Genomic DNA, 24,747 nt, shown 5'->3' on the forward strand with positions numbered 1-24,747 from the left:
CATAGGTTTCGTCACCGGGACCGGATGGGACTCCCAGCCGCTGTGACCCCAGCCCTAAAACTCTCTCGCACGGGCAGGATCCGGGTGCGGGTGGGCACCCTCGCCCTGTCGCCGCGGTCGTGTCTCCACGCCGCTGTCCCCCCGGGAACCTCGGTCATCCAGGGGGCGAGCCGGCCGTGACGGTCGCGACGGCGCCCCCTGGAGAGACCTAGCGCTTCTTGCCGGTGCCGTCGAGTCCGGCACGGCGCAGCGCGTCGGCCATCGCGCCGCTCGGCGCGTTGCGCTGCTGGCCGCCGCGGTCCTGCCGCTGCCGATCGCCGCGTCCCTGCTGCCGGCCGCCGCCCCTGCCGTCGCCCTCGGACCGTCCGCCGCCGTCGCCGCCGCGCCGTCCGCCGCCGTCACGCCGGCCGCCGTCACCCTGCTGGTCACGCTGGCCGGAGCCCTTGGCGACCTCGTCATCCAGTCGGAGGGTGAGGGAGATGCGCTTGCGGGGGATGTCGATGTCGAGCACCTTCACCCGGACGATGTCACCGGGCTTGACCACCTCGCGCGGGTCCTTGACGAAGTTGTGTGACAGCGCCGAGACGTGGACCAGGCCGTCCTGGTGCACGCCGACGTCGACGAACGCGCCGAAGGCGGCGACGTTGGTGACCACGCCCTCCAGCAGCATGCCCGGTTTGAGGTCGGAGAGCTTCTCCACCCCCTCCAGGAAGGTGGCGGTCTTGAAGGCCGGACGCGGGTCGCGCCCAGGCTTCTCCAACTCGGTCAGGATGTCGGTGACGGTCGGCAGGCCGAAGGTGTCGTCCACGAACTCCTGCGGCCGCAGGGTCCGCAGCACCGTGCCGTTGCCGATCAGCTTCGTGATGTCGCCGCTGGTGGCCTTGAGGATCCGCCGCACCACGGGGTACGCCTCGGGGTGCACGCTGGAGGCGTCGAGGGGGTCGTCGCCCCCGCGGATGCGCAGGAAGCCCGCACACTGCTCGAAGGCCTTGGGGCCGAGCCTGGCCACGTCTTTGAGCGCCTTGCGGGAGCGGAACGGGCCGTTGGCGTCGCGGTGCTGGACGATGTTCTCCGCGAGGCCCGAGCCGATGCCCGACACCCGGGTGAGCAGCGGCGCCGAGGCGGTGTTGACGTCGACGCCCACCGCGTTCACACAGTCTTCCACCACGGCGTCGAGTGAACGGGAGAGCTTGGTCTCGGCGAGGTCGTGCTGGTACTGGCCGACGCCGATCGACTTGGGGTCGATCTTGACGAGCTCGGCCAGCGGGTCCTGGAGCCGCCGGGCGATCGAGACGGCACCGCGCAGCGACACGTCCATGCCGGGCAGTTCCTGCGAGGCGAAGGCCGAGGCGGAGTAGACCGAGGCCCCGGCCTCCGACACCACGATCTTGGTCAGTCCGGGAACCAGCTTCACCAGCTCGCCCGCGAGCTTGTCGGTCTCCCGCGACGCGGTGCCGTTGCCGATCGAGACCAGCTCCACGTCGTGCGTCTTGGCGAGGGCGGCCAGCGTGGCGAGCGACTCGTCCCAGCGCCTGCGCGGCTCGTGGGGGTAGATCGTGTCGGTGGCCAGCACCTTCCCGGTCGCGTCGACCACCGCGACCTTCACGCCGGTGCGCAGGCCGGGGTCCAGCCCCATGGTCGCACGGCTCCCGGCGGGGGCGGCGAGCAGCAGGTCGCGCAGGTTGGCGGCGAACACGCGCACCGCCTCGTCCTCGGCGGCCTGCCACATCCGCATCCGCAGGTCGATGCCGAGGTGGACGAGGATGCGGGTGCGCCAGGCCCAGCGGACCGTGTCGGTCAGCCACTTGTCGGCGGGCCGCCCCTGGTCTTCGATGCCGAAGCGGTAGGCGATGCGCCCCTCGTAGGTGCCGGTGGGCTCCGCCTCCGGCTCCAGGGTGAGAGTGAGGATCTCCTCCTTCTCGCCCCGGAACATCGCCAGGATCCGGTGGGAGGGCAGCTTGGCGAACGGCTCCGCGAAGTCGAAGTAGTCGGAGAACTTGGCCCCTTCCGCCTCCTTGCCCTCGCGGACCGCCGCGAGCAGGCGGCCCTTCGTCCACATCCGCTCGCGCAGCTCCCCGACCAGATCGGCGTCCTCGCCGAACCGCTCGACCAGGATCGCCCGTGCTCCCTCCAGCGCGGCGGCGGCGTCGGCGACCCCCTCGCCGAGGAAGGCGGCCGCGGCCGCCTGCGGGTCGACCGACGGGTCGGCGAGAAGGCCGTCGGCGAGAGGTTCGAGCCCCGCCTCCCTGGCGATCTGCGCCTTGGTCCGGCGCTTGGGCTTGAAGGGAAGGTAGATGTCCTCCAGCCGGGCCTTGGAGTCGGCCTCCATGATCTGGGCCTGCAGGGCGTCGTCGAGTTTCCCCTGGCCGCGGATCGACTCCAGGATCGCGGTGCGCCGTTCCTCAAGCTCCCGCAGATAGCGCAGCCGCTCCTCAAGCGTGCGCAGCTGCGCGTCGTCGAGCATCTCGGTGGCTTCCTTGCGGTAGCGGGCGATGAACGGCACGGTGGACCCGCCGTCGAGCAGGTCCACCGCCGCCTGCACCTGTCGCTCGCGCACACCGAGCTCTTCGGCGATCCGCTGATGAATAGACGTCGTCACGGTCCTTCTTCCCCTGTGGTGGCGGCTGTTACGGCGGCCTTGGTGAGAGCCACCAAGCTACCGCGTCGTTCCGACATCGGACCGGTCGGAGAGCAAGGAGGTCAGGTCGTTGCGGTGGGCGGCAGGCGGTTGACGGCGTGGTCACCGGTGGCCCACAGGTATTGCACGGCGTAGGAGCGCCAGGGCCGCCAGGCGGCGGCGTGGCGGGTCAGCGCGCCAGGAGTCACCGGAAGATCCAGCGCGCGAGCCGCGGCACGGACGCCGAGGTCGGTGGCCACGAAGGCGTCGGGGTCGCCCAGGGCGCGCATCGCGATGGTCTCGACGGTCCACGGGCCGAGCCCTCGCAGGGCGGTGAGCTGGGCACGGGCCCGCTGCCGGTCACTGCCGGGGCCGAGGTCGATCCGGCCGTCGGCCAGGGCCGTGACGAGCGTGATGAGAGCGTTCCGGCGGGCCTGGGGAAGGGCGAGCCGGGCCGGATCCAGTGACGCGAGGGCCGCGGGCTCGGGGAACAGATGGGTCAGGCCCCCCGCCGGGTCGGTGATCGGCTCGCCGTGGGCGGCCACCAACCGGCCGGCGTGGGTGCGGGCCGCCGCGGTGGACACCTGCTGTCCCAGGACCGCCCGTACCGCGAACTCGGACGCGTCGACGGTGCGGGGCACCCGGCGGCCCGGGCTCTTGCCCACGAGCGGGGCGAGCGCCGGATCCCTGCGGAGAAGGTCGTCGACGGCGACGGGATCGGCGTCCAGGTCGAGTAACCGCCGGCACCGGGCGATCGCGGCGGACAGGTCCCGCAGGTCTGTCAGGATGAGTTCGCAGCCGATGTGGCCGGTGAGTGGTCGCAGCGTGACGATGCCGTGCCCGTGCCGCAGGCGCAGGGTGCGCCGGTAGGCCCCCTCCCGCCACTCCTCCACGCCGGGGACGCCGGTCGCCGCGAGATGGCCGAACAGGTTGTCGGGGCAGAGCGGGGCTCGGAACGGCAGGCGTAACGACAACTCCCCGGGAACGGCCGAGGGGTGCCCGCGGGCGCGCAGCACGTCAATGTGTATACCGGCACCACTGCTCGCAGCCACCTTTTCAGGCTAGCGAGAATACGACATAAACCTTGTTCCGGGTCATCGGTAACCTTACTGTCGCAAACTTGCCAGACCGCGTCCGGCGCCGGTTGCTGAGATGTCTCCCACGACGATTCCGTACACCGAAACGGTGGCGGGGCCGTCGAACGTGCCGGCCGGCCCCGGCGCGCCCGCCGTCGCGGCACCGGCCGGACTCGGGGTGGCCCGCATCGGCCTCGGGTCCTCGATCGCCGAAGCCGCCTACGCCGTCGCCCGGCACGCCGCTCGCGAACCGTTCACCACCGGCACCTACGAGTCCCTGGCCGGCGCGCTCGACGACGGCCGGCTCAACGCCCTCCTCGGCGGCCGCCCCACCGGAGGCTCCACACGGTGACACGGCGCGCCACGAACGCCGCCGGCTTCTGGGTGGCCATGACGAAGGTCCTGGGTATCCGCCCTGGTGGGAGGCACTCGAACAGCTCTCGTTACCAAACGTTAACCTGGACTTTTGTCCTAGTTTGGGCTAATTTTGGTGATCTACTACTCATCGGTAGTTGCTGGCGTTGAGCATGTTCGGCTTAGCCATCTCCCAAAGGGCGCGCTCGTAGGCGTACTCGCGGAGGGGGAGTACAGGACCCATTGCACATGAGCACTTCACAGGGGCCACTCCGTAACGTGGCGGTCATCTTGGCCGGGGGCACCGGCCAGCGGATGGGGCTGGCGATCCCCAAGCAACTGGTGAAGGTCGCCGGAAAACCGATCATGGAGCACACGCTGCAGGTGTTCCAGAGCTCCCCGCAGATCGACGAGATCATCATCGCGATGGCCCCGGGGTTCGCAGCCGAGGTGGCCGCCATCGTCGCCCGCAGCGGGTGCACCAAGGTGTCCCGTGTGATCGAGGGCGGCGCCACCCGCACCGAGACCACCATCCGTGCGATCAACGCGGTGGCCGCCACCGGCGGCGCCGAGGTCAACGTGCTGTTCCATGACGCGGTCCGGCCATTCGTCGATCACCACATCATCGAGGACTGCGTTCGGGCGCTGGAGCGGTACGAGGCGGTCGACGTGGTGATCCCCTCGGTCGACACGATCATCAACGTCGACGACTACCGCGGCACCGTCATCAAGGGTGTGCCCCGTCGTGATCTGCTGCGCCGCGGTCAGACACCGCAGTGCTTCCGCCTTTCGACCATCCGTGACGCCTACCGGCTGGCCATGGCCGACCCGGACTTCACGGCGGGCAAGGTTTCCGCGACCGACAACTGCAGCGTCGTGCTGCGCTACCTGCCCGATGTGCCGATCTTCGTCGTGCCCGGCAGCGAGCAGAACATGAAGATCACCAACCCGGTCGACGTCTTCCTCGCCGACAAGCTGTTCCAGCTCTCGTCCCACCATCCGCCGCCGCCGGGCACCTTGGAGGACTACACCGCCCAGCTGACCGGCAGGACCATTGTGATCTTCGGCGGTAGTTTCGGCATCGGTGCGAAGATCGCGGAGCTGACCCGGTCCTTCGGTGCCAGGGTCTTCACCTTCTCCCGTTCCACGACCGGCACCCACGTGGAGAACCCCGTCGACGTCGAGACCGCCCTGGCCAAGGCTTATGTCGAGACCGGGCGCATCGACTACGTCGTCAACACCGCCGGTGTCCTGCACATCGGCAGGCTCGACGACACCGACGCGGCCGTCATCGAGGAATCGCTGAGGATCAACTACTTCGCCCCGGTCATCATCGCGCGGGCCGCGCTCCCCTACCTGAGGCAGACCGGGGGCCAGTTACTGCTCTACACCTCCAGCAGCTACACGCGCGGACGAGCCGGCTACAGCCTGTACTCCTCGGCCAAGGCCGCCACGGTCAACCTCACCCAGGCGCTGGCGGACGAGTGGACCGAGGACGGCGTCCGCGTCAACTGCATCAACCCCGAGCGCACCGCCACCCCCATGCGCAGCCGAGCCTTCGGCGAGGAACCGGCCGGCACGCTGCTGTCGTCCTGTGACGTCGCCCTGACCTCCATCGACGTGCTCATCTCGGATCTCACCGGCCATACCGTCGACATCCGGCGTCAGGACCCCTTGAGCAGAGACGCCCTGACCCCTCAAGTGAGCGCCCTGGCCCCTCAAGTGAGCAGGGACGCTCTGACCCCTCAAGGCGTCTCGTGAATCCACCCGGCCGCAGTCGACGGACCACCGTCGGGGTCGTCGGGATCACCGCCCTGGTGCTCTCCTGTCCCGCCACGATGATCGCCGCACTGTGGCCGAACGCCTGGGTCTTCGCCCTCGCCGCCGCGATCGGGTATGCCGCCGAGCTGCTGGCCTTCCGCCATGTGGCCGACCTCGTCGAGAAGCTGTCGCAGGTGAACGCCGGCATCACTCTACGGTTCGTCATCCGGGAGATGGCGCTCGTCCTGCTGCTGATCCGCCTGGACCGGACGGACACGGCGAGCTCCGTCATCCTGGCGGCAGGGCTGCTCGGCCTGCACGTGGTGAGAGGCGTTTACTCGATCCCGACGCTCCACGTGGCCGAGCGGCGACGACTCCCCCTGGTCACCCGGGGGATCGACCTGTCAGAGCTGGCGATTCCCGACGCGCCGCACCGGCTTTTCACGCTGCACCCCACCAGAACCATGCTTCACCTCGACGTGCCGGTCGTGGCGGGCACACTGATCGGCCTTGCGGCCGGGACCTCCTGGCCCGGCGTCATCGGGCTGGCCGTCGGCTACGCACTCGGCCTGGCCGGGGTCGCTCATATGGCTCGTCACGCCCTGCGCAACCGTCACCTCGACAACGATGAGCGGGCGTTCGCCGTCGTCAACAAGCGGCTCGCCGAGCTCAAACCGGAGGTCGCCCTCTACTTCTCCGGTTCACGCGAGTCGGCCTATCAGGTCAACATGTGGCTGTCCACTCTCGACGAGGTGGACCGCCGCACCCTGATCATTTTGCGCGAGCGGGCGATGGTTCCCCTGCTCGGCCCGACCCGGACACCCGTGGTGTGTGTGCCGAAAACACTGGACGTCGTACGGCTCGACCTTTCCGGCCTGCGGCTCGCTCTCTACCCGGCCAACGTCGGCAACAATCTGCACCTGCTGCGGGTGCCCGGCATCCGGTCCGCCTTCATCAACCACGGAGACAGCGACAAACCGGCGAGCTTCAACCCCTTCGCCAAGGCCTACGACGAGGTCTGGGTCGCAGGACCGGCTGGGCGCGAGCGCTACCTGAGCATGCCCACGGGCGTACGCGACGAGGACATCGTCGAGGTGGGCCGCCCGCAACTCGCCTCCATCCAGGTGGGCGCCGCGACGCCCGGCCCGATGTTCACCGTGCTGTACGCCCCCACCTGGGAAGGCTGGTCCGACGACCTTCTCCACAGCTCGGTCGCGACGATGGGACCGAAGATCGTACGAGCGTTGCTCGACCACACGCCACACGTGCGGCTGCTCTACAAGCCGCACCCGCTCACCGGCACCCGGGACGCTCGAGCCACCGAGGCCCACCATGAGATCGTCGCGATGATCGAGCAGGCCAACGCCGCCCGCGTGGCACGTGGCACATGGGCGGTCACCGCCGGGAAGGCACGGGAACGCGGCCGCCTCGAGGGCCTCACCCGCCGGCTGGAGGCGCCCGCCGGCGACGGGGCCGTCGGCGACGAGGCTCAGATCTCGCGCGACACCGGCGGATCCGCCCTCGTCGGAGACCGGCAGGAGGCCGAGGACATCCGGCACGAGTCGTACTGGAAGGCCGTCGACTGGTGGCGCCACCGCGTCATCACCGGCCCCCGTCCCCATGTATACGACTGTTTCAATCGCACGGACCTGCTCATCACCGACATCTCCAGCGTGGCCGGCGACTTCATCGTCAGCGGCAAACCCTTCGCCGTGACGAATGTGGGTGGGTTGGGGGTTCCGGAGTTCCGCCGTCTGTTCCCCACCGCCGCGACCGCGGCCTACCTGATCACGCCGGACTGCGCCGAACTGCCGAAGATCCTGGCGGAGACGCAGGGTCTTGAACCCGATGTCATGGCCGAACGCCGCCGCGAGCTCAAGAACCACCTGCTGGGCCCCGACGAGCCCGACTCCGCGACGAGGTTCGCCGCGGCCGTCGACGCTCTCATCGCGAAGGCTCCCGTTCGTGCGGGTGAGGGGCGGTACGTCGCATGAGGCCCGCGAACGCCATGACCTTGATCCGCCGGCGGCTCCACGGCGAACAGAGGGTCGCCGTCGTCCTGGTCCTGTCCTATCCGCTGATCATCGTCGCGGCGCTGTGGCCGGTCGCCTGGCTCTTCGCCGTACTCGTCCTGATCAGCTATGCCGCCGAGGCCGCGGCGGTTCGCCGTGCGAGCCACGTCTCCGCCAGGCTGACCGAGGTCGGCCTCGGTCTCACCCTGCGTTTTGTGGTCCGCGAGGCGGCGCTGCTGCTTCTGCTCGCCCGCAGCGCGGCGCTGGACACCGGATGGTTCGCCTCGGTGGCGATCGGGCTGATATTCCTGCACGTGGTCCGGGCCGCCCATTCATCCGCCGTGGTGCTGGTGACCCAGCGACGACGGTTGCCCATGCTCACCCGGAGAATCAACCTGTCCTCGTTGCACGTTCCCGCCCCACCGCCGCGGCTGCTCACCAGACGGCACATTCGGACCATGCTGCACCTGGACGTCCCCGTAGTGGTCGGCGCGCTGATCAGCCTGGTGGCCGGCACGGCGTGGCCGGCCCTCGGCGGGCTGGTCATCGCCTTCGCCGCCGGACTCTCCGCCGTCACCGTCATGGCCTGTCACGCCCGGCGCAACCGCCATCTGGGCGACAAGGAGCGGATCCTCCGGCTGGTCGCGGACGAGGTCACGAGGCACCTGCCGGAGGTGGTGCTGTACTTCTCCGGAGCGACCGACTGCATGTACCAGATCAACATGTGGCTTGAGACGCTTGACCGGCTGGAACGCAGCACAATGATCATTCTCCGCGAATCCGCCAACCTTCGCCTTCTCGGCCGGACCACCTCTCCCGTCCTGTGCATCCCGGCCGGCGCCGACATGATGAACTTCCCGATGCCGGACAGCGTGCGCGTCGCACTGTTTCCGGCGAACGCCGGCAAGAACATCCACATGCTGCGCCTGCCGGACATCAGGTCCGTGTTCATCGGCCACGGGGACAGCGACAAGGCCGCCAGCTTCAATCCGTTCAGCAAGGTCTACGACGAGGTCTGGGTCGCCGGCCCGGCGGGGCGCGAGCGCTACCTGCGCAGCGACGCCGGCGTTCGCGACGAGGACATCGTCGAGGTGGGCCGCCCGCAGCTCGCCTCCATCCAGGTGGGGGCTCCGACACCCGACCCGATGTTCACCGTCCTGTACGCCCCCACCTGGGAAGGCTGGACGGGGGACGAATTCCACACCTCCGTCGCGACGATGGGGCCGGAGATCGTACGAACACTCCTTGACCATGACCCTTCCGTACGGCTGCTGTACAAACCGCACCCGATGGCGGGGAAGGACGACCCCGCCGTACGACGTGCGCACCGGAAGATCGTCTCGATGATCAAAACGGCCAACAGGGCCCGCGACGCCGGCGGTGAATGGGGCGCCGACCGGGACCAGGCGTACTGGGGAGCCAACGGCTGGTGGCGGCACCGCGTCATCACCGGCTCCCACCCGCACCTGTACAGCTGCTTCAATCGCGCGGACCTGCTCATCACCGACGTCTCCAGCGTGGTGGCCGACTTCATCGCCAGTGGCAAGCCATATGTGGTGACCAACGGGGCAGGCCTGGCCGATGAGGAGTTCCGGAGGCAGAACCCCAGCGCGTCGGCGGCGTACCTGCTCAGCCGGGACTGCTCGGAGCTCAAGGGGCTGCTCTCGGCGGTCATCACCGACGGCGACGACCCCATGGCCGAACGCCGCCGCGAGCTCAAGAACCACTTGCTCGGCCCGGACGTCCCGGACGCCAGGACCCGCTTCGCTCAGGCGATCGATGCGCTCATCAAGACCGATAGGGCGACTCGTGGACATTCCGACGAGGAGGTGCTCACCCCCATCGAGCACGAGATGTTCCATCCGAACGCCCAGCCGGCATGAGAGTCCACCACGCCGGCGTCACCGAACCCGGGACGGTTCAGGCAGAGCGCCATCGGGTCTCGTCCAGTGCGGGGCGGCCTCGCTGGGCTATCGGGTCTCGTCCAGAGCGCGGGTCTCGTCCAGGGTGGGGGTGAGGCGGGTCCACTCGACGATGGCCCCGGCCGCGTTGCCGCCGGGGGTGCCGATCACCCAGTGCGTGAGCTGAGGCCTCTCCCTGCTGTCCTGGATCACCCAGGTCGCCCCGGTGTCGATGCCGTCGCGGAACAGGCGGGCCACCCCGGAACTGTCCACCCTCACCGTCCAGGTCGTGAGCTGCCCCGCCGTACCCAGCGAGTAGATCTTCTCCCAGACGGCGGAGCCCTTCCGCATGCTCCAGACCCCGCTCCTCTGGACCGTCAGCATGAGCCGTCTGGCGCCGTTGGACACCTTCACCCCGAGGCAGACGCCGTCGCCGGTGCGCGGGTCCAGCGCGCTGTCGTCGTCCACCCGCCCCCGGAACTCCAGCGTGAAGTCGCAGCCCCTGGAGACGTCGAGACCGAACGACGCGCCGCACGCCCCGGCGCCGGTGCTCCTGAGGCGGAGTCCGCCGCCGGTGACCCGCGCACCGCCGCTCAGGACCCAACCGTCCGGTGTCGCGCCGCCGGTGGTCCAGTCGCCCTCGGCGAGGGGGGCGTCGCCGAGGGGCCGGGTGATGTCGAGCCTGGCGACCTTGATGTTGGTCTGGTTGTGTTCCCAGACGACGAAGAACCGGCCCGGCTCGTATTCGTCGGCGCTGGCGTAGACGTCCCAGCCCCGCGCGGCGCCGCTCGTCAGCCGGGCGCCGTCGGCGAAGAGCCGTCCCGGCTCCCAGGGTTCGCCGGGCCGCCTGACCTTGTAGTAGAGGACCTCGCGGTACTGGTCGGGCTTGCTCGCCGAGGCGCCGGTGAACGGCCCGGCCAGCGTGTTGAAGATCGCCAGGTAGCGACCGTCCGAGTCGCGGGTGAAGAACGTCTTGACGTAGTAGTTGGGCAGGTTCTCGTCCAGCGTCATCGGCGACCAGGTCAGTCCGGCGTCGGTGCTGGTCGCCGTGGCGCAGTGGGCCGCGTTGGCCCGGTAGTGGGCGTCGCGAGCGGCGGCCGAGGTGCCGCCGGTCAGGTTCAGCGTCCGGGTCACCATGACCAGCGTCCCGGGGTCGTCCTGGGAGACGGCGATCTGCGGCTCCTCGATCGCCACACCGGGCGGGTTCTCCGCGAGGCCACCGGAGGTCCAGGTCCGCAGATCGGCCGAGCGCAGCACGCCCGCCCTGGTCGTGGAGCCGGAGTGCCGCCAGTACGGCACCAGCCACAGGTCGCCGGATCTCACCGGTTTTCCGGCGATGACCACGCCCCGGCTGTTGTCCGGCACGTCGACGGTGACGGGGAAGTCGGTCCACGTGCGGCCGTCGTCGGTGCTCCTTCTGACCACCAGCGAGGTGGGGAAGCCGTCGACGCCGCCCTCACGGTCCCGGTCCCGGTCGATCGTGATCCGGCCGAGCAGCGCGTAGAGCGTGCCCGCGTCGTTGAGGAAGATCACATAGTGGTAGCGGTGGGTGGCGGTGGCGGCGGCCAGGGTGCCCACCGTCCAGCTCTCACCACCGTCGCTCGATCGAGCGCACATGATGGCGCCCTGGTCCGTCGGCGCCGGGTCGAGTCCGTCCCGCACCCCGGCTCGCCAGCCGACCACCAGCCGCCGGTCGTCCAGGGCGACGATGTCGGGGATCCGGTTTCCCTCGTGGGCGAGCTCGCCGCCGGGCCCCCTGTCCACCGTGCCGTAGACGGTGATGGGGCGACTGACATCTGATCCGACGGCATCGGTATCCGGCCACGACATGGATCACAGCGAACAGGTGGGAGATGGACGGGAGGTTGCCGGAGGGTGGCGTCCACGCGTCCGTCGTGGGCCTCGACGTCACCACGGTGACCGGTGACAACCTGCGGCGTCCACGCGTCCCTCGTCGTGGGTGGAGGAGTGAGACGGGTCTTGCGAGGTCACGGGGCCGGCGTCTGCGCGTCCGCCGCGAGGGGCCGGAACCTCCTGGCCTGCCGCGGGGCGGAGGGCCGTCGCGGGGTGGTGGTCACGCGGCCCTCGGCACGCGAGAGGCGGGACGGTGGCCGCGGGAGGGCTCCGGGTTGATCCGGTCGGCGAGCCGGTGAAGGGTCCGGGCCGCCCACAGGCGGGAGGCGCCGGAGTGCTTGGGCGTCGCGCGCCGGGCCTCCGCCTCGGCGATCATCTCGGCGTGCTTCTGCCGGTGGAGGGTGTAGGCCTGCGTGACGTTCATCGTGGTCTCCTTTTGAGGAACGTGTACGGATGACGGAGGTGCCGCCGCTCGTGCCGGGGAGCGCGAGCGGATGGGGAGGCCGTCGCTCGTGCCGGAGACGTGCGGACGACGGGGGTCGTCGGCTCGCGCCGGAGGCGTGCGGACGGTGGAGAGGTCGTCGCCCGTGCCGGGGGCGCGAGCGGATGGAGGCGTCGCTCAGGTCAGGGGCGCGCGGACGATGGAGATGTCGCCGCTCAGGGTGTGGACGCGGATCTCGACCTGCTCTCCGCTTTCGGCGGGCTGGTCGGCCTGGTCGAGGGAGGAGCCGACGTCGCCCGATGTCGACGAGACGTCGAGCCACGCGCTGGTCCCCGGGACGACGCCGATCTCGACGTCGCCTGACGCGGTGTTGACCGCGACGGTTCCACGGACGACCGAATCGACGGTGACGTCGGCCGAGGCGCTTTTCACCTCGACGGAGCCGCCGGCCGCCCGGATCCGGGAGCGTCCGGAGGCGGTCCGGACGAAGGCGGCGCCGCCGACCGTGCCGAGATCGGACCTGCCCGAAGAGGTGGTGACCCTCGTCTCCCCGTGGACGTTCCCCAGGGTGACGTCTCCGGAGGCGGTCTTCACCCAGGCGTCGCCCTCGGTGACGTCACAGATGACGTCACCGCTGGCCGTCTTGGAGGAAAGGCCGGCGCAACGGTCGATCCGCATGTCGCCGGAGGCGCTCTTGGCGGTGATCTCCCCCAGGTGTCCGGCTGCCCGGAAGTCGGCGGACGCGGTCTTGAACTCCACCCGGGACCCCTCCGGCAGGCCGATGAGGACCTCCAGTTTCGGGCCGTGGCCCAGTGACAGGAGCCGCTCGGGCGCACTGACGATGATCGTGCCGTCGAGCTGTTCGACGCGGGTCTGCTCCGCGTACTCGACGTCGGCGGTCCTGGACGGGTTGGCGGGCCGTACCTCGACCATGGTGTCCGCCCGGGGCGCGGCGGTGACGTGCAGGTTGCCTGCGGGGAACCTCACCTGGAGGTCGGCGGGTTCCGGAGTCTGGAAGACGGGCATGGCGAAATCTCCCTTACGGGTTCGGGGGGAAACTCGTGGAGCTCGGGAAGGGGAGGTCAGCGGGCCCAGCCGCTGATGCGCCTTCCCGGGGCGGAGGGGCGGGCGTCGCGGGGGCCCTGCGTCAGGGCCGTGGACACCGCGCGCACGAGCCAGGCGTTGACCGAGACGCCCTCCAGGCTGGAGGCCTCCTCGACACGGCCCTTGAGTGGCTCGGGCAGCCGCAGCGTGATGCGCGCGACGCCCGCCTCACCGGGGAGGGGGGGTGTCTCGGGGGGAGAGGGCGGCGTCGGCGGGAGCGGGGGCAGGGGCGGAGGTGGTGGCACGAAGGCGTCGGACGCCGTCGTCGGCGTCACCACGAACTCCAGTTCGCGGTTGCGGACCCGGACCTCCACCGAGCCCGGTGCGAGCTCCCTGGTGACCTCGTCGGCCGCCGCGGAGAGCGCGTCGATGAGCGTGAGCCGGACGGCGGAGTCGAGCGCCGTCGTGAGGTTCTCGACGGTGGTCCGGGTCGCGGGATCGGCGACCGCCGCCGCTGCGATCAGTGCGCGGCGGAGGTTCTCGACAAATGGCGTGACGTCCATAGGCATTAATATGACGTCACAGTGACGCCATGTCAATCCATGTGACGTCAAATCCGGAAATTTGGTTCTGAGTACGGCTGGCAGGTGAAGCTCCCCTCGGGCGCCGGGTGGTGCCTCACCTCTCCGACCTGGGCCGGGAGGAGGGGGAGAGGGGGAGCAGGGCCATCTCGCGGGCGTTCTTGATGGCCGGGGTGAGCAGGCAGGAGTCGAGCAGTGAGTGGATGCGGTCGTGGTCGAGCTCGGGGCCGGTGAAGACCAGGTGCTGGACCCGGTCCCCGAGGATCGGCGACCAGTCGAGGGAGGCGGCCATCTGGCGCGCGGGGGAGACCATCTCCCAGGCGGCCTCGAACAGGCGTCCCGGGTGCAGGGGGCGGAGCCGGTGCCACACGACCGTGCTGATCTCCCCGGTCCGGGCGTCGCAGGGCAGCTGGGCGGTGGCCGGGTCGACGCGGGCGGCGAGCTCCTGGACGCAGAGCGCGGGTCCGGTGACGATGGGCAGGGGTTCGTGCGTGAGGGGGGCCGGGGTGTTCGGCGCGAGGTGGCCGAGCACCGCGCGGGAGAGCTCGACGTCCTCGTCGTCGCCGTCTCCCAGGTGAAGCAGCAGCCCGGTGGCGTACTCGATCTGCCTGGCCAGGACCTCGGCCAGGTAGCGCTCGTCTCCCGAGGCCGCCCGCATGCCCGTCTCGGCGAGTCTGTCGCCGCGGCAGATGTCGACCGGCATGTGCTCGGCGTCCAGGGCGGTCAGCACGGCGGTCAGCCGCAGGGTGCCGTGGACCTCCTCCCCGTCCAGGGCCTCGGCGACCGAGCGGGGCTCGACCGAGTCCCACAACTCGGCGATCAGCAGCGGTGCGGTCGCCGCGTGCCGTAGCAGCTCGGGCACGAGGTCCTCGCGGACCGTGCAGGTCACGCAGCCGTGCGCCAGCCGTACCTCCGTACGGTCGAGCACGTCGGAAGCGTCGCGGGTGACGCGTTCGACACGGCCGCGGGTGACCTCGCGGAGGTCGTGGTGGATGGCCACGGCGCCCGGGTGGTCCTCAAGGAGCCTGTCGACGACGGTGGCGCGGGCCTGAGCGTGCAGGCCCGCGACGAGAACGACGGGAGTGGACACAGATCCTCCTCGCGGGAATGTTGTAGATATGAAAACCGTTATCGGTATCATTGCACAGCCCGCCACCCAGGAGAGGAACCGATCTTGGCCAGGAACGAGCTACGCCCCGTGATCAAACTGCGCTCGACCGCGGGCACCGGCTACACCTACGTGACCCGCAAGAACCGGCGCAACGACCCCGACCGGCTCACTCTCACCAAGTACGACCCGATCATCCGCCAGCGCGTTCTGTTCCGAGAGGACCGATAACCCATGAGGAAGAACATCCACCCCGACTACCGCCCGGTCGTCTTCCGCGATCCGAGTGCGGACTTCGCCTTCCTGTCCCGCTCGACCGTCACGAGCGACAAGACCATCGAGTGGGAGGACGGCAACGTCTACCCGCTGGTCGACGTCGACGTCTCCTCGGCGAGCCACCCCTTCTACACCGGACGGGGCCGCGTCCTCGACACGGCCGGCCGCGTCGAGCGCTTCAAGCAGCGCTACGGAAGCCGTTGATGTCCGCGCACTGCCGGCTCACCGGGGTCGCGCCGGTCTTCGGCAACCGCGTCTCGCACTCCCACCGGCGCACCCGGCGCCGGTGGGACCCCAACATCCAGTCCCGGCGATACTGGGTGCCCACCGAGGGGCGTTCGGTACGGCTGACGCTGAGCGCCCGCGGGATCAAGACCATCGACAGGATCGGCATCGACGCCGCCATGGCCCGCATCCGGGCGCGGGGGGAAAGGGTCTGATGGCCAAGAAGAGCAAGATCGCGGCCAATGAGCGCAGGAAGATCGTCGTGGCCCGCCACGCCGGGCGCCGGGCCGAGCTCAAGGAGATCCTCAGGACCGGCGCTCCGGAGGAGAGGGCGCGGGCGGCGAGGGAGCTGGCCCGCCAGCCACGCGACGCCAGTCCCGTCCGCGTCCGCAACCGCGACGCCGTCGACGGCCGTCCTCGGGGGCATCTGCGCACGTTCGGCCTCTCCCGGATCCGCTTCCGCGAGATGGCCCATCGAGGCGAGCTTCCCGGTGTCACCAAGTCCAGCTGGTAGGAGTACGACATGGCGGTTCCCAAGCGGAAGACCTCCCGCGCCAACACGCGCCACCGCAGGTCCCAGTGGAAGGCGAAGGCCACCGACCTCGTCCCGATCGTCGTGAACGGGCGGCGGCTTCTCGTCCCGCGCCCGCTCGTCCGCGCCTACCACCGCGGCCTCGTCTGAGGGGCGGATCCTCCCGTCCCTCGCGGTCCCCGCGCCCGATCGCCGGGCGCGGGGACACTCTTGTTCCGGGGGGTCGCTAACCGCAGGTGATCTCGGTGAAGGTCGGGGGTACGGCGGCGGCGCCCACGAAGCCGATGTCGGAGAGGGTCGCCCCCGCGGGCAGGGAGGGCTTCTCCACAGGAGCGTGGATCATCGCGATGGGGCCGCTCTGCATGTGGGTGCCGTTCCAGGACTGGGTGAAGGTCGCCTCCCGAGGCTGGACCCACTGGATGTACCAGCCCTGGATCGGGCGGTCGGTGAGGTTTCTGATCGTCGCCTCGCCCCGGTAGCCGCCCGGCCAGGATTCGACCAGGGTGACCGTGGCCTTGCACCCGGATCCGGAGGCGGTCGGATGAGCGGAGGCGGGGGGAGAGCCTGAGGCGGTGGGAGAGCCGGAGGCGGTCGGATGAGCGGAGAGGGCGGGGGAAGCCGAGGCGGCCGCCTGAGTGGAGGCGGCCGTTTGGGCGGAGGCGGTGGGGAGGGCGGAGGCGGCCGGGTGCGTCGGGTGGGTGGTGGCGAGGGCGGCCGGATGCGTCCCGCTGTGCCGCTCCTGCGGCCCCTGGCCGATACAGGCCGCCGCGACGAGGGCCACCGCCGCCCCGAGCGACACGAAGCCCAGCAGTGGCGCGATCTTCTTTCTGGACGTCACCGGGGGTGCTTCCCTTCCTTCCCTTCCGCGGGGCCGCGAGCCCGGGGGCCGTGGGGCGTGGGTCCGTGGGTCCGCGAGGACACGACAGGTGACACGACGGCGGTCTCGGCCGGCGCCCCGCAGGGCACCGGCCGAGACCGGACGTTCCTAGGGGCTGCTACAGGTGACGGTGGGAGAACCACTCGTCCCGGTGGCGGTGAATCCGACGGTGGTCGAACCACCACCCGCTATGGTCCGGTTCCAATCGGCGTTCTTGGCGGTGACGGTGGATCCCGAAGCGGTGAAGGTGCCGTTCCACATGCTGTTGATGGCACTGCCGCTGCCGAGCGTCCAGCCGGCCGTCCAGCCGTTGATGCTGGAAGAACCCGGATTGCTCACCGTCACCTCGGCCTGGAAGCCTCCCGACCAGGAGTTGAGGGTCCGGTAGGTGGCGGTGCATCCGCCGTTACCTGTCGGAGGCGGGGTGACCGGAGGGGTGACGGGCGGGGTGACCGGGGGAGTGACCGGAGGCGTGACGGGCGGGGTGGTGGGCCCCCGGCCGACGCCGGTCACCTGGCCGTTGCCGCCGTCGAAGACGACGTCGGAGCAGTTGTAGAACGTCTCGTTGCTGTCGGAGCGCTTCCACACCGAGTAGATGATGTGACGGCCTGACTTGCCCGAGGGCAGCGTGGCGTTCCAGTAGTAGTTGGCGTCGTTGGTGCCCGGGTTGCCGACACTCTGCGGGTGATCGGCCGTGTGGAAGGGCTGGGTCTCAAGGTCGCCCCAGGTGAGCGCCCGGTTGGGGTTCCAGCCGTCCTTGGTGATGTAGAGGTAGAACCAGCCGGGGTGGGCGGCCCACTTGTTGTACTTGAACTGGATGTTCGCCCCGGCGGTCAGGTGGGTCACCGGCCAGTCCGAACGCGGGAGGTCGAACCCGCTGTAGCCGGGGTTGCCACCGCTGCACGCCTGACCGTCGGGAATGAACCCGCTGGTCCTCCCGGCGCCGTCGGATCGCAGCACGCTGAACCAGTTGTACAGGGAGTTGGCGCCGCTCTGGGCCACGGCCGCCGCGCACGCCGGGTTGATGGGAACGATGTTGCCCTGCGGCGAGAGCCCGTCCTGCCAGCAGAAGTAGGTCCGGCTGCCGGGCGTCATCATGGCGCCGTGCGCCGAAGCCGGATTGGGAATGAGGACGACGGCGAGCAGCGCGGTCATAAACGCGACCACACCGGTGACAGCCATCCTTCGCCATTTACTCACAGAATTGACTTCCCTTTCGAGGTATGACGAATCGCTGATCAATGGCAGTGAAGCGCTCACGCGAGACGGACTCTAGGTCGCCGCTCTCGGGGGTGTAAACGGCGCGCTTTTCACCGCTGGCTTATCCGGGTCGTCGACGCAGCTCAGAAAGGGTTTGGCACGGTCTTCGGAGATGAAAGATTCACGGTCGGCGGCGGTTCCCATCCCCGGGGCGGAGCGGGGTGGGGAGCACGCCGTACGGAAAGGAAAAAGACCAGCCCAAACGGTGTCCGGGCTGGTCTCGGTCCGAGTCTTCGCGGGGGTCGGCCCCTCGCCCTCGGCGGGGACTAGCGGGTGCTGTCCGTCGCGGCGAGTTCGTCGAGCGCCGATCCGGTGATCCGATATGTGATCCATTCGTCGAGAGGCGCCGCACCGAGTGACCGGTAGAACTCGATGGCCGGCGTGTTCCAGTTGAGGACCGCCCATTCGAACCGGCCGTAACCACGTTCCACACAGATGCCGGCGAGTCCGGCGAGCAGTGCCTTGCCGTACTTCTTTCCCCGGTGGTCGGGGTGAACGAAGAGATCCTCTAGATATATTCCGTGCTTTCCGCGCCAGGTGGAATAGGAGACGAACCAGAGCGCGTACCCCGCGACCTTGTCCCCGTCGGCGGCGATGTGGCAGAACACGGCGGGGGAGGCTCCGAACAGCGCGTCGTGGAGCTGCTCCGCCGTGGTCTCGACCTTGTCCAGCGCCTTCTCGTACTCCGCGAGTCCACGGATCATGTCGATGATCGCCGGAACGTCGTCCGGCGTTGCGGGGCGAATCATGCTCGAAGTCTAGGCATCCGGGACGGCTGAACCGTGCAGGAAAAACCCCCGTTTGCCCTGCGAAATACCTGATCATGGTTGTATGGCCGTAAAGGTGATGGCTGCCGTAGGTTGTCTGTTGATCGAGTGCGGGTCGTTGAGGAAGGCGGATCACCATGTCGGCGGAACCCACCGGTGAGCGGTTGACGGAACTCAGGCGGGCGTTCGCCGCCATCGACACCGACGGGGACGGCTTCATCACCGAGAAGGAGTTCGGCGATCACTTCCCCGACCTGCCGGCCGACGCCATCGGGTCGCTGAACAGGGCCGACTCCGACAACGACGGCCGCTTCTCCTTCGAGGAGTTCGTCCGGCTCGTCTCCTGACGATCGGAGGGCCGACCCGCCGTTCGCCGTGCCGTTGGCCGTGCCGTCCGCACGCTTCGCCGTCGAGCGGTTCGCCGCCGCGGCGCGTGCCGGAGGGCTGGACGATCCGGCCGGCGTGAGCCGGCTCGGCCATGGGCCGGCCGCGCGGCGGGTCAGCCCGACGTCTCGGCCATCCGGTACGCCAGCGCGGTGCGCGTGCTCACGCCCAGTTTCTGGAACACCCGGGCGAGATGGGTCTCCACCGTGCGGGGGCTGAGGAAGAGCCGCTCGGCGATCTGCCGGTTGGTCAGCCCCCGCGTGGCGAGTTCGGCGATCTCCCGTTCCCGGCCGGACAGCCCTGTCGCCTGCTCGTGCCTGCGGGTCTTGCGGGCACCGGCCCGGCGCTGTTCGCGTCCGACCCGGTCCGCCAGCCACGGCGCGCCGCACTCGACGAACAGTTCCCTGGCCTTGCCGAGCTGACGCTGCGCGGTACGGGGGTCGCCGAGTTGCGTGGCGAGCTCCGCGAGAAGTAGCCGCGCCAGGCCCTCGTCGATCGGAAGTGTCTCCTCGGTGAAGCAGTCCACCGCGCACTGCGCGGCGGCGACCGCCGCCGTGTGGTCACCGTGAGCCTGGGTGATGACCGCCCTGGCATGGGCCACGGAGCCCAGCTGGGCGCGTGGCGCGCCTTTTTTCGCGACCGCCACCGCCCGCTCGTACCACTCCCGGCCGCCGGCCAGATCGCCGCAGGCGACCTCGGCCCGCGACCGCAGCGCGTACACCGAGGGGGCGTGGGGCCCCAGCCCCTCGGGGTCGGCGCTGAGCCTCGTCGCCAGCAGGTCCCGGCATCCGGCCGGGTCTCCGGCCAGGAAGCGCACCTCCGCCATGGCATGGTCGGAGATGTTCCGCCACCACACGGAACGCAGGTTGTGCCGGTCCAGCAGGTCCGTCACCAGGGGAAGCGCCTCTGTGGGGCCGGCCCGCCACAGCAGCGGCCGGGACTTGACCGCCAGGGCGAAGGCGTGCATCTCCGCGCTGTCGAGATGCCGGGCGATCTCCTCCCCGTCCTCCGCGTCGGCCAGCGCCTGGGGCGCCATTCCCAGCCGGGCGTGCACGATGGAACGCACCGCGTAGAGCTGTGGCACCACGTCGTGATGTCCGTGCCGGCGTGCGATCCGCAGCCCGCGCTCCACGTGGCGGAGCGCGTCGTGATGCTCGTCCACCAGGAACTCGGCCCAGGCCAGCGGCGGCATCAGTCCCAGGTTGGCGCGTAGCTCCGGGTCGGTCATCGCGTCGGCGAGCCGGCGAGCCTCCTCCAGCAGCGTGCGGCCCTTGGCGAACCGGCACCGGTACAGCTCGGCGAGCGCCAGCAGCGCGATCGCGACGACCGGGAGTCCGCGCCGGCTGCCGGGGCCGGCCGACCGGAGCGCCTCGGCGGCCATCTCGGCCCCGCTGCGCCAGTCTCCCCGCAGGATGTCGACGGCGGCGAGTTCCACCAGCAGCGCGCTCCGCACGCCGGGCCCGTGGTCGGTCGTTCTAGCCAGTTCGGAGCCGAGCAGGGCACGCGCCTCGGGCAGCCGGCCGAGTGCCCGCTCCGTGGCGCCCAGCCGTTCCAGAGCGGTGTACCGGTGGACGCCGTCACCGGCGGCCAGCTCGTGCAGGATGGTCCGTGCCTCGTTGAAGCGGCCCGACAGCCTGAGCGCGTTCGCCAGTTCCAGCCGCAGCGCCGCCCGCCGTTCCGCCGCCTGAGGGTCGTCGGGCAGCGCCCACAGAGCGGCGCGCAGCCAACGGGCCGCGGTCGTGGGAGCGATGTCCACGGAGTTCATCGCGGCGGTGGCGAGCAGCTCGGCGCCGATGGCGTCACCGGGCCTCACCCCGTGCCGGAGGTGTTCGGCGCGTAGCGCCAGCGGCGCGTTCCGCCGGGCCAGGTGGTCGGCCGCGCGGCGATGGGCGGCGACCCGCCAGGACGGACCGGTCATGCGATAGGCGGCGGCTCGGATCAAAGGGTGACGGAACCGGAAGTGCCCGTCGGTGACGCGCAACACGTCTCGTGCCACGAGCCCGTCCAGCGCCACCCTGACGTCGTCTTCCGGCATCTCGGCGACGGACGCGACCAGTGCCGGATCGAGGGCGTCGGCGGCGATGGAAGCGGCCCGGACGACCGTGGCCAGAGTCGTTTCCAGCATTTCGAGCTCTCTGGCGATCAGGGAGTCGAGCCCTATCCGCCCGCCGTCCTCGCCACCCGGCACGTTGCACAGCTCGTTGACCGTGCGCTCGGGCAACTGGCCCAGGATCTCCAGGTAGAGCGGGTTGCCCCTGCCGACCTCGTACAGGCGGCGCCGGTAGGCGGGCCGCTTCCCCGGCAGCAGTGATTCGGCGTCGTCCGATGACAGCGGGCCCAGGGGCGTGCGCACCACCTGGGCGGCGGAGCTCGCCAGCGAGCGCTCCAGCACCGACGGCAGGAGACCCGTGCGGGCGGTGAGGACGGTGACGGTCGCCCGGGGAGGATGCCGCACGAGATAGTCGATCAGCTCGGTGGACGCGGCGTCGGCCCAGTGCACGTCGTCGAGCAGAAGCAGCAGACCGGACGGCAGGGCACACGCCTCGAGCAGGGCACGGGTCTGCCGGTGCGTCCGGTGCCGCTCCACTCCGATGACCTGGTCGCCGTCCTGGGCCGAGGGGGTGCGCGCGGCGAGCCTGACCCGCAGCCAGTCGGCGTGCGCGGCCAGTTGCGGATGGCTCCCGGCGTCGTCCAGGGCGTCCAGGACCAGCGCCCAGGGCGCGCCGCTCTCGATCTCCGTGGCCCGGCCCGAGAGCACCGGGACGCCGTCGGAGGCCGCGGAGGCGGCGAACGCGGAGAGGAGCCGGGACTTGCCGATGCCCGGTTCGCCGGTCACCACCACGAAGGCCGGTCGGTCTCCGCCGGCCAGCAGTTTCCGCACTCGCGCCAGTTCGGTGCCGCGACCCGGCAGGACGTCGGTCGCGTTGCCGGGGCGACTCATGGCGGTTCTGCCCAAGCCGGCGGCTCGGGCCGCGAGCGAGCGCACGTCCATGGCTCAAGTCTCCGTACGTGAGGGGAAGGAGGGAGATGCCGTCCCGCCACGCGGAGAGCAGGGCGGGGCTAGTCGCCGGACCGGAGGGCGCGCATGCGGCCGACCGGCGGCGGATCGTCCTGGATGACCGAGGTCTCGGGGGAGGGGAGTCCGTACATCTCATACAGGCGGCGGCGCACGCGTTCCAGCGGGTACTGGTCCTGGTAGACCGAGGCCTTGAATATGACGCCTTCCAGAACGCTGCGGAGCATCACCTCTTCGAGGGCGGGGTCGGCCGCGCCGCGGGCCGCGAACAGCTCGCGCAACCCGTCTTCCAGGCGACGCACCCCGGCCTCCTTCCTGGCCTCCGCCTGTGCGAAGAGCGGGTGCGTGGAGGGGTGGATCACCAGGCTGAGTGTCATTTGCTGTACGGGCAGGGATTGGGCCACTGTGAGCAGGACGCCGTCGATGATGGCCGCCAGCCGTTCGTCGGGCGTGCCCGTCACGTTCAGGATGTCGGTCACGCTGTCGATGTAACGGTCCAGAAGGTTGTCCACGAGATTCTGCTTGCCTGGGAAGTAGTAGGTGATCAGACCGCGAGAGACCCCGGCACGGGCGGTGATGTCGGAGATCGTGGCATTGTGGTAGCCCTTCTCGCTGAAGACCTCCAGTGCGGCGGAGAGGATCCTCTCCATTGACTGCTCGCGCATCACTTCGTTGGCCCGCGCTGATCGTGGCGACACTCTTACCCACCTCACTGGCTCGCGTCATGGCTCGTACGAGGCGAGAGCCGCCCTGAAGCCATTCTCGCGTGCGGCACCCGGCAGGATGCTCAGCGGCGAGTAGTCAGCCATAAACCTTCTTTCCCGTTGACGGACGCGGCCCGGGGCCATCGGTGATGCAATGTTGACTGTACAGCCATCCAGCCAAAAAACGATCAAATCCAATGGTCGAAAAAGTGAACTTCACCTCAGGTCGGACGAAACGACCCCATCGGCTCCCACGGGCAACGGCGGCGCTCAGACGGGCCGTCGGGTCCCGTCGTCTTCGCCGGTGAACGCGGGGGGCGCGGCAGCCGGGCGCCTCGACGAGAGGGCCGATCGCCGGCCGGAGATCGCGGGTGGAGGTCGTCCGGGGCGGTGTTCGCCCGCCGGAGGACGGTCGACGCCCGCCGCGCGGTCAACCTGGTGACTGCGGGCGGGCCTGGTGAGGACGGTGGGCGGGACGGCGGGGCCGATGGCGACGCCGTCGCCGGACCCGGGAACTCGGGGGCTCGGGGGCTCGGGGGGAGTTCCCCGAGCCGTGACCTCGAAGCCTCGGGGAGGCGCTAGGACGCCATCAGGCGCATGTCCGGCAGCGGCCTGGTGGTCCGTGCGCCCGTCAGGTCGGAGCTGACGGTGAACCTGGCGAGCAGTCCGGTGGCCCTCAGCACCATGCAGACGGCCGGAGACGGTGAGAGCAGGCGCAGGGTGCCACCGCGCTGTGCGGCCCTGCGCAGGGTGGAGATCAGGACGGCCACGCCGCTGGTGTCCATGAGGGTCACCCGTGACAGGTCGAGGAGAAGGCGGCTGCCCGGACGGTCGAGGGCGCTGAGAAGGTGCTCGCGGAGTGTGTGGGCCGAGAAGATGTCGATCTCTCCGTCGACGCGGCAGACGGTCCAGTCGAGTCGGTTTTCCATGGAAAGGTCCATCAGGACCTCCAATCAATGGACGGAGATCACCGGCTCGAACCAGCCGTGGTCTGCGCGTCCGTTAGGGCGAATCGAGCCGACAGGCCAGGCTTTCCACCGAATCTCGGCCGCGTGGTTCTCGTCCGCGGGGCCCGGGGTGCCATCGCTGGCTGACTGCTTCGACTACATAGTGTACATCCTGATTACGCAGTGTACGGCGTGACCATGATCCAACGGTGTCACCGACACGCCGGTGTTCTTCCCGATGGTCGCGATGATCCTCAATCGGGGGTCACCGAGGTTCGTCGAGCCAGGCCCGGAACCGGGATGGAGGCCGGAGGGGAACGGTGGGCGGAAGCCGGGGGACGAGGCCCGGCCTTCACCGTCATCGTCCGTCTCGTGACTCAGTGAAAGGCGGATATGCCCTGGTCGGAGACCATCCGCACGGACTGGCCGAGGTCGGGGTCGATGGGAAACGCCTCCCTCAGCCTGGTCAGCTCCAGCAGGCGGCCGAGGAATCCGTGGACCCCGACGAGCCGCAGCCAGCCGTTCCGTTCGTAGGCGCGACGCAGAGTTGCCAAAAGCATCCAGATGCCCGTGGAATCACAGAAATCCAAATCTGTCGCGTCGATGATGAGGCAGACGCGGCCACGATCCAGCAGCTCCGTGAGCTCTTCGTCGAGCCGGGGAACCGAGAGTTTGTCCAGATCGCCCACGAGGGACACCACTGAAAACCGGGGGTGATCTTTCACGATGACGGAAAGTCGATTCATGATTACCCGTTTGTCTACGGTGACGGAAAGCCGAGTGTCACGATGTTTCGCTGTCTACGGCCGTTGAGGGGGCAGCGCCGGTACGGGAGCCGCGCAGGGACGGAGGCCATCACCACCGTACGCCCGCGGCTCGCGACAGTTCAACGGGTGAGGCGAACCGCCGGCCGCCGGGGCGCCCCGGCTCACCTCCGTGGCCCGGCCGGGGTGACGAACCGTGAAGACGCCGTCGCGGGATTCGTTTGCCCCTTGCGGCCGGGGGCACG

At 69.9% G+C, this 24,747-nt stretch carries 24 protein-coding genes; 10 read left to right on the forward strand and 14 right to left on the reverse strand.

Going from position 1 to position 24,747, the window contains the following annotated elements; genetic code table 11:
• Window positions 1–208: 208 nt before the first annotated feature.
• Entirely contained in the window at window positions 209–2,599 is a 2,391-nt protein-coding gene (locus J2853_RS45060; protein ID WP_307568093.1) for a Tex family protein, read from the reverse strand.
• A gap of 101 nt (window positions 2,600–2,700) precedes the next feature.
• On the reverse strand, window positions 2,701–3,633 hold the full coding sequence (locus J2853_RS45065; RefSeq protein WP_307568095.1) for a DNA-3-methyladenine glycosylase family protein: 933 nt from the start codon (window positions 3,631–3,633) through the stop codon (window positions 2,701–2,703).
• Between the two features lie 136 nt (window positions 3,634–3,769).
• On the opposite strand from J2853_RS45065, the gene J2853_RS45070 reads away from it, so the two are divergent.
• From J2853_RS45070 to J2853_RS45085, 4 genes are all read left to right on the forward strand, one after another.
• Complete coding sequence (locus J2853_RS45070; RefSeq protein WP_307568096.1) at window positions 3,770–4,045, forward strand: hypothetical protein; 276 nt, start codon at window positions 3,770–3,772, stop codon at window positions 4,043–4,045.
• 251 nt (window positions 4,046–4,296) lie between these two features.
• Complete coding sequence (locus J2853_RS45075; protein ID WP_307568097.1) at window positions 4,297–5,808, forward strand: bifunctional cytidylyltransferase/SDR family oxidoreductase; 1,512 nt, start codon at window positions 4,297–4,299, stop codon at window positions 5,806–5,808.
• The gene (locus J2853_RS45080; RefSeq protein WP_307568098.1) at window positions 5,805–7,802 is read left to right on the forward strand and encodes a hypothetical protein; all 1,998 of its coding nucleotides are present in this window, start codon (window positions 5,805–5,807) and stop codon (window positions 7,800–7,802) included. The genes J2853_RS45075 and J2853_RS45080 overlap by 4 nt, the downstream gene beginning before the upstream one ends.
• 14 nt (window positions 7,803–7,816) lie before the next feature.
• Window positions 7,817–9,703 carry a CDP-glycerol glycerophosphotransferase family protein gene (locus J2853_RS45085; RefSeq protein WP_307568099.1) on the forward strand — a complete coding sequence of 629 codons (1,887 nt, stop codon included), beginning with the start codon at window positions 7,817–7,819 and terminating at the stop codon, window positions 9,701–9,703.
• A gap of 87 nt (window positions 9,704–9,790) precedes the next feature.
• Here J2853_RS45085 and J2853_RS45090 read toward each other — a convergent pair whose 3' ends face one another.
• The 5 genes from J2853_RS45090 to J2853_RS45110 form a co-directional block, all read right to left on the reverse strand.
• Window positions 9,791–11,551, reverse strand: a complete 1,761-nt coding sequence (locus J2853_RS45090) for a sialidase family protein (RefSeq protein WP_307568100.1) — start codon at window positions 11,549–11,551, stop codon at window positions 9,791–9,793.
• A gap of 244 nt (window positions 11,552–11,795) precedes the next feature.
• A complete protein-coding gene (locus tag J2853_RS45095; protein ID WP_307568101.1) occupies window positions 11,796–11,999 on the reverse strand; it encodes a hypothetical protein in 204 nt (67 codons plus the stop codon).
• Between the two features lie 195 nt (window positions 12,000–12,194).
• Window positions 12,195–13,043: a DUF4097 family beta strand repeat-containing protein gene (locus J2853_RS45100; protein WP_307568103.1), complete on the reverse strand. Its 849-nt coding sequence runs from the start codon at window positions 13,041–13,043 to the stop codon at window positions 12,195–12,197.
• Between the two features lie 56 nt (window positions 13,044–13,099).
• Window positions 13,100–13,624 carry a histidine kinase gene (locus tag J2853_RS45105; RefSeq protein WP_307568104.1) on the reverse strand — a complete coding sequence of 175 codons (525 nt, stop codon included), beginning with the start codon at window positions 13,622–13,624 and terminating at the stop codon, window positions 13,100–13,102.
• A 115-nt stretch (window positions 13,625–13,739) separates the two neighbouring features.
• Entirely contained in the window at window positions 13,740–14,732 is a 993-nt protein-coding gene (locus tag J2853_RS45110) for a GTP-binding protein (RefSeq protein WP_307568105.1), read from the reverse strand.
• An 84-nt stretch (window positions 14,733–14,816) separates the two neighbouring features.
• Here J2853_RS45110 and rpmG point away from each other — a divergent pair, with 84 nt between their 5' ends.
• Genes rpmG through rpmF form a run of 5 tightly spaced genes read left to right on the forward strand, consistent with a single transcriptional unit; the run spans window position 14,817 to window position 15,933 of the window.
• The gene (gene rpmG, locus J2853_RS45115) at window positions 14,817–14,981 is read left to right on the forward strand and encodes a 50S ribosomal protein L33 (RefSeq protein ID WP_307568107.1); all 165 of its coding nucleotides are present in this window, start codon (window positions 14,817–14,819) and stop codon (window positions 14,979–14,981) included.
• 3 nt (window positions 14,982–14,984) lie between these two features.
• The gene (locus J2853_RS45120; RefSeq protein WP_307568108.1) at window positions 14,985–15,230 is read left to right on the forward strand and encodes a type B 50S ribosomal protein L31; all 246 of its coding nucleotides are present in this window, start codon (window positions 14,985–14,987) and stop codon (window positions 15,228–15,230) included.
• On the forward strand, window positions 15,230–15,466 hold the full coding sequence (gene rpmB / locus J2853_RS45125) for a 50S ribosomal protein L28 (protein ID WP_307568110.1): 237 nt from the start codon (window positions 15,230–15,232) through the stop codon (window positions 15,464–15,466). Before J2853_RS45120 ends, rpmB begins: the two co-directional genes overlap by 1 nt.
• A complete protein-coding gene (gene rpsN / locus J2853_RS45130; protein WP_307568112.1) occupies window positions 15,466–15,765 on the forward strand; it encodes a 30S ribosomal protein S14 in 300 nt (99 codons plus the stop codon). Before rpmB ends, rpsN begins: the two co-directional genes overlap by 1 nt.
• 9 nt (window positions 15,766–15,774) lie before the next feature.
• A complete protein-coding gene (gene rpmF, locus J2853_RS45135) occupies window positions 15,775–15,933 on the forward strand; it encodes a 50S ribosomal protein L32 (RefSeq protein ID WP_307568113.1) in 159 nt (52 codons plus the stop codon).
• 76 nt (window positions 15,934–16,009) lie between these two features.
• Here the strand turns inward: rpmF and J2853_RS45140 are convergent, their stop codons facing one another.
• From J2853_RS45140 to J2853_RS45150, 3 genes are all read right to left on the reverse strand, one after another.
• Complete coding sequence (locus tag J2853_RS45140) at window positions 16,010–16,621, reverse strand: cellulose binding domain-containing protein (RefSeq protein ID WP_307568114.1); 612 nt, start codon at window positions 16,619–16,621, stop codon at window positions 16,010–16,012.
• A 147-nt stretch (window positions 16,622–16,768) separates the two neighbouring features.
• The gene (locus J2853_RS45145; protein ID WP_307568115.1) at window positions 16,769–17,842 is read right to left on the reverse strand and encodes a lytic polysaccharide monooxygenase auxiliary activity family 9 protein; all 1,074 of its coding nucleotides are present in this window, start codon (window positions 17,840–17,842) and stop codon (window positions 16,769–16,771) included.
• 344 nt (window positions 17,843–18,186) lie between these two features.
• Window positions 18,187–18,669: a GNAT family N-acetyltransferase gene (locus J2853_RS45150; RefSeq protein WP_307568117.1), complete on the reverse strand. Its 483-nt coding sequence runs from the start codon at window positions 18,667–18,669 to the stop codon at window positions 18,187–18,189.
• A 155-nt stretch (window positions 18,670–18,824) separates the two neighbouring features.
• Between J2853_RS45150 and J2853_RS45155 the strand changes: the two genes are divergently transcribed.
• A complete protein-coding gene (locus tag J2853_RS45155) occupies window positions 18,825–19,034 on the forward strand; it encodes an EF-hand domain-containing protein (protein ID WP_307568119.1) in 210 nt (69 codons plus the stop codon).
• Between the two features lie 152 nt (window positions 19,035–19,186).
• On the opposite strand, the gene J2853_RS45160 is transcribed toward J2853_RS45155, so the two are convergent.
• The 4 genes from J2853_RS45160 to J2853_RS45175 all read right to left on the reverse strand — a co-directional run bounded on the left by J2853_RS45160 (window position 19,187) and on the right by J2853_RS45175 (window position 24,484).
• Window positions 19,187–22,063, reverse strand: a complete 2,877-nt coding sequence (locus J2853_RS45160; protein WP_307568121.1) for an ATP-binding protein — start codon at window positions 22,061–22,063, stop codon at window positions 19,187–19,189.
• Between the two features lie 68 nt (window positions 22,064–22,131).
• The gene (locus tag J2853_RS45165; protein WP_307568122.1) at window positions 22,132–22,752 is read right to left on the reverse strand and encodes a TetR/AcrR family transcriptional regulator; all 621 of its coding nucleotides are present in this window, start codon (window positions 22,750–22,752) and stop codon (window positions 22,132–22,134) included.
• Between the two features lie 617 nt (window positions 22,753–23,369).
• Window positions 23,370–23,720: an STAS domain-containing protein gene (locus tag J2853_RS45170; protein WP_307568124.1), complete on the reverse strand. Its 351-nt coding sequence runs from the start codon at window positions 23,718–23,720 to the stop codon at window positions 23,370–23,372.
• A gap of 395 nt (window positions 23,721–24,115) precedes the next feature.
• Complete coding sequence (locus J2853_RS45175) at window positions 24,116–24,484, reverse strand: STAS domain-containing protein (RefSeq protein WP_307568125.1); 369 nt, start codon at window positions 24,482–24,484, stop codon at window positions 24,116–24,118.
• Window positions 24,485–24,747: the final 263 nt, after the last annotated feature.

It is taken from the genome of Streptosporangium lutulentum, assembly GCF_030811455.1.
Lineage (GTDB): Bacteria > Actinomycetota > Actinomycetes > Streptosporangiales > Streptosporangiaceae > Streptosporangium > Streptosporangium lutulentum.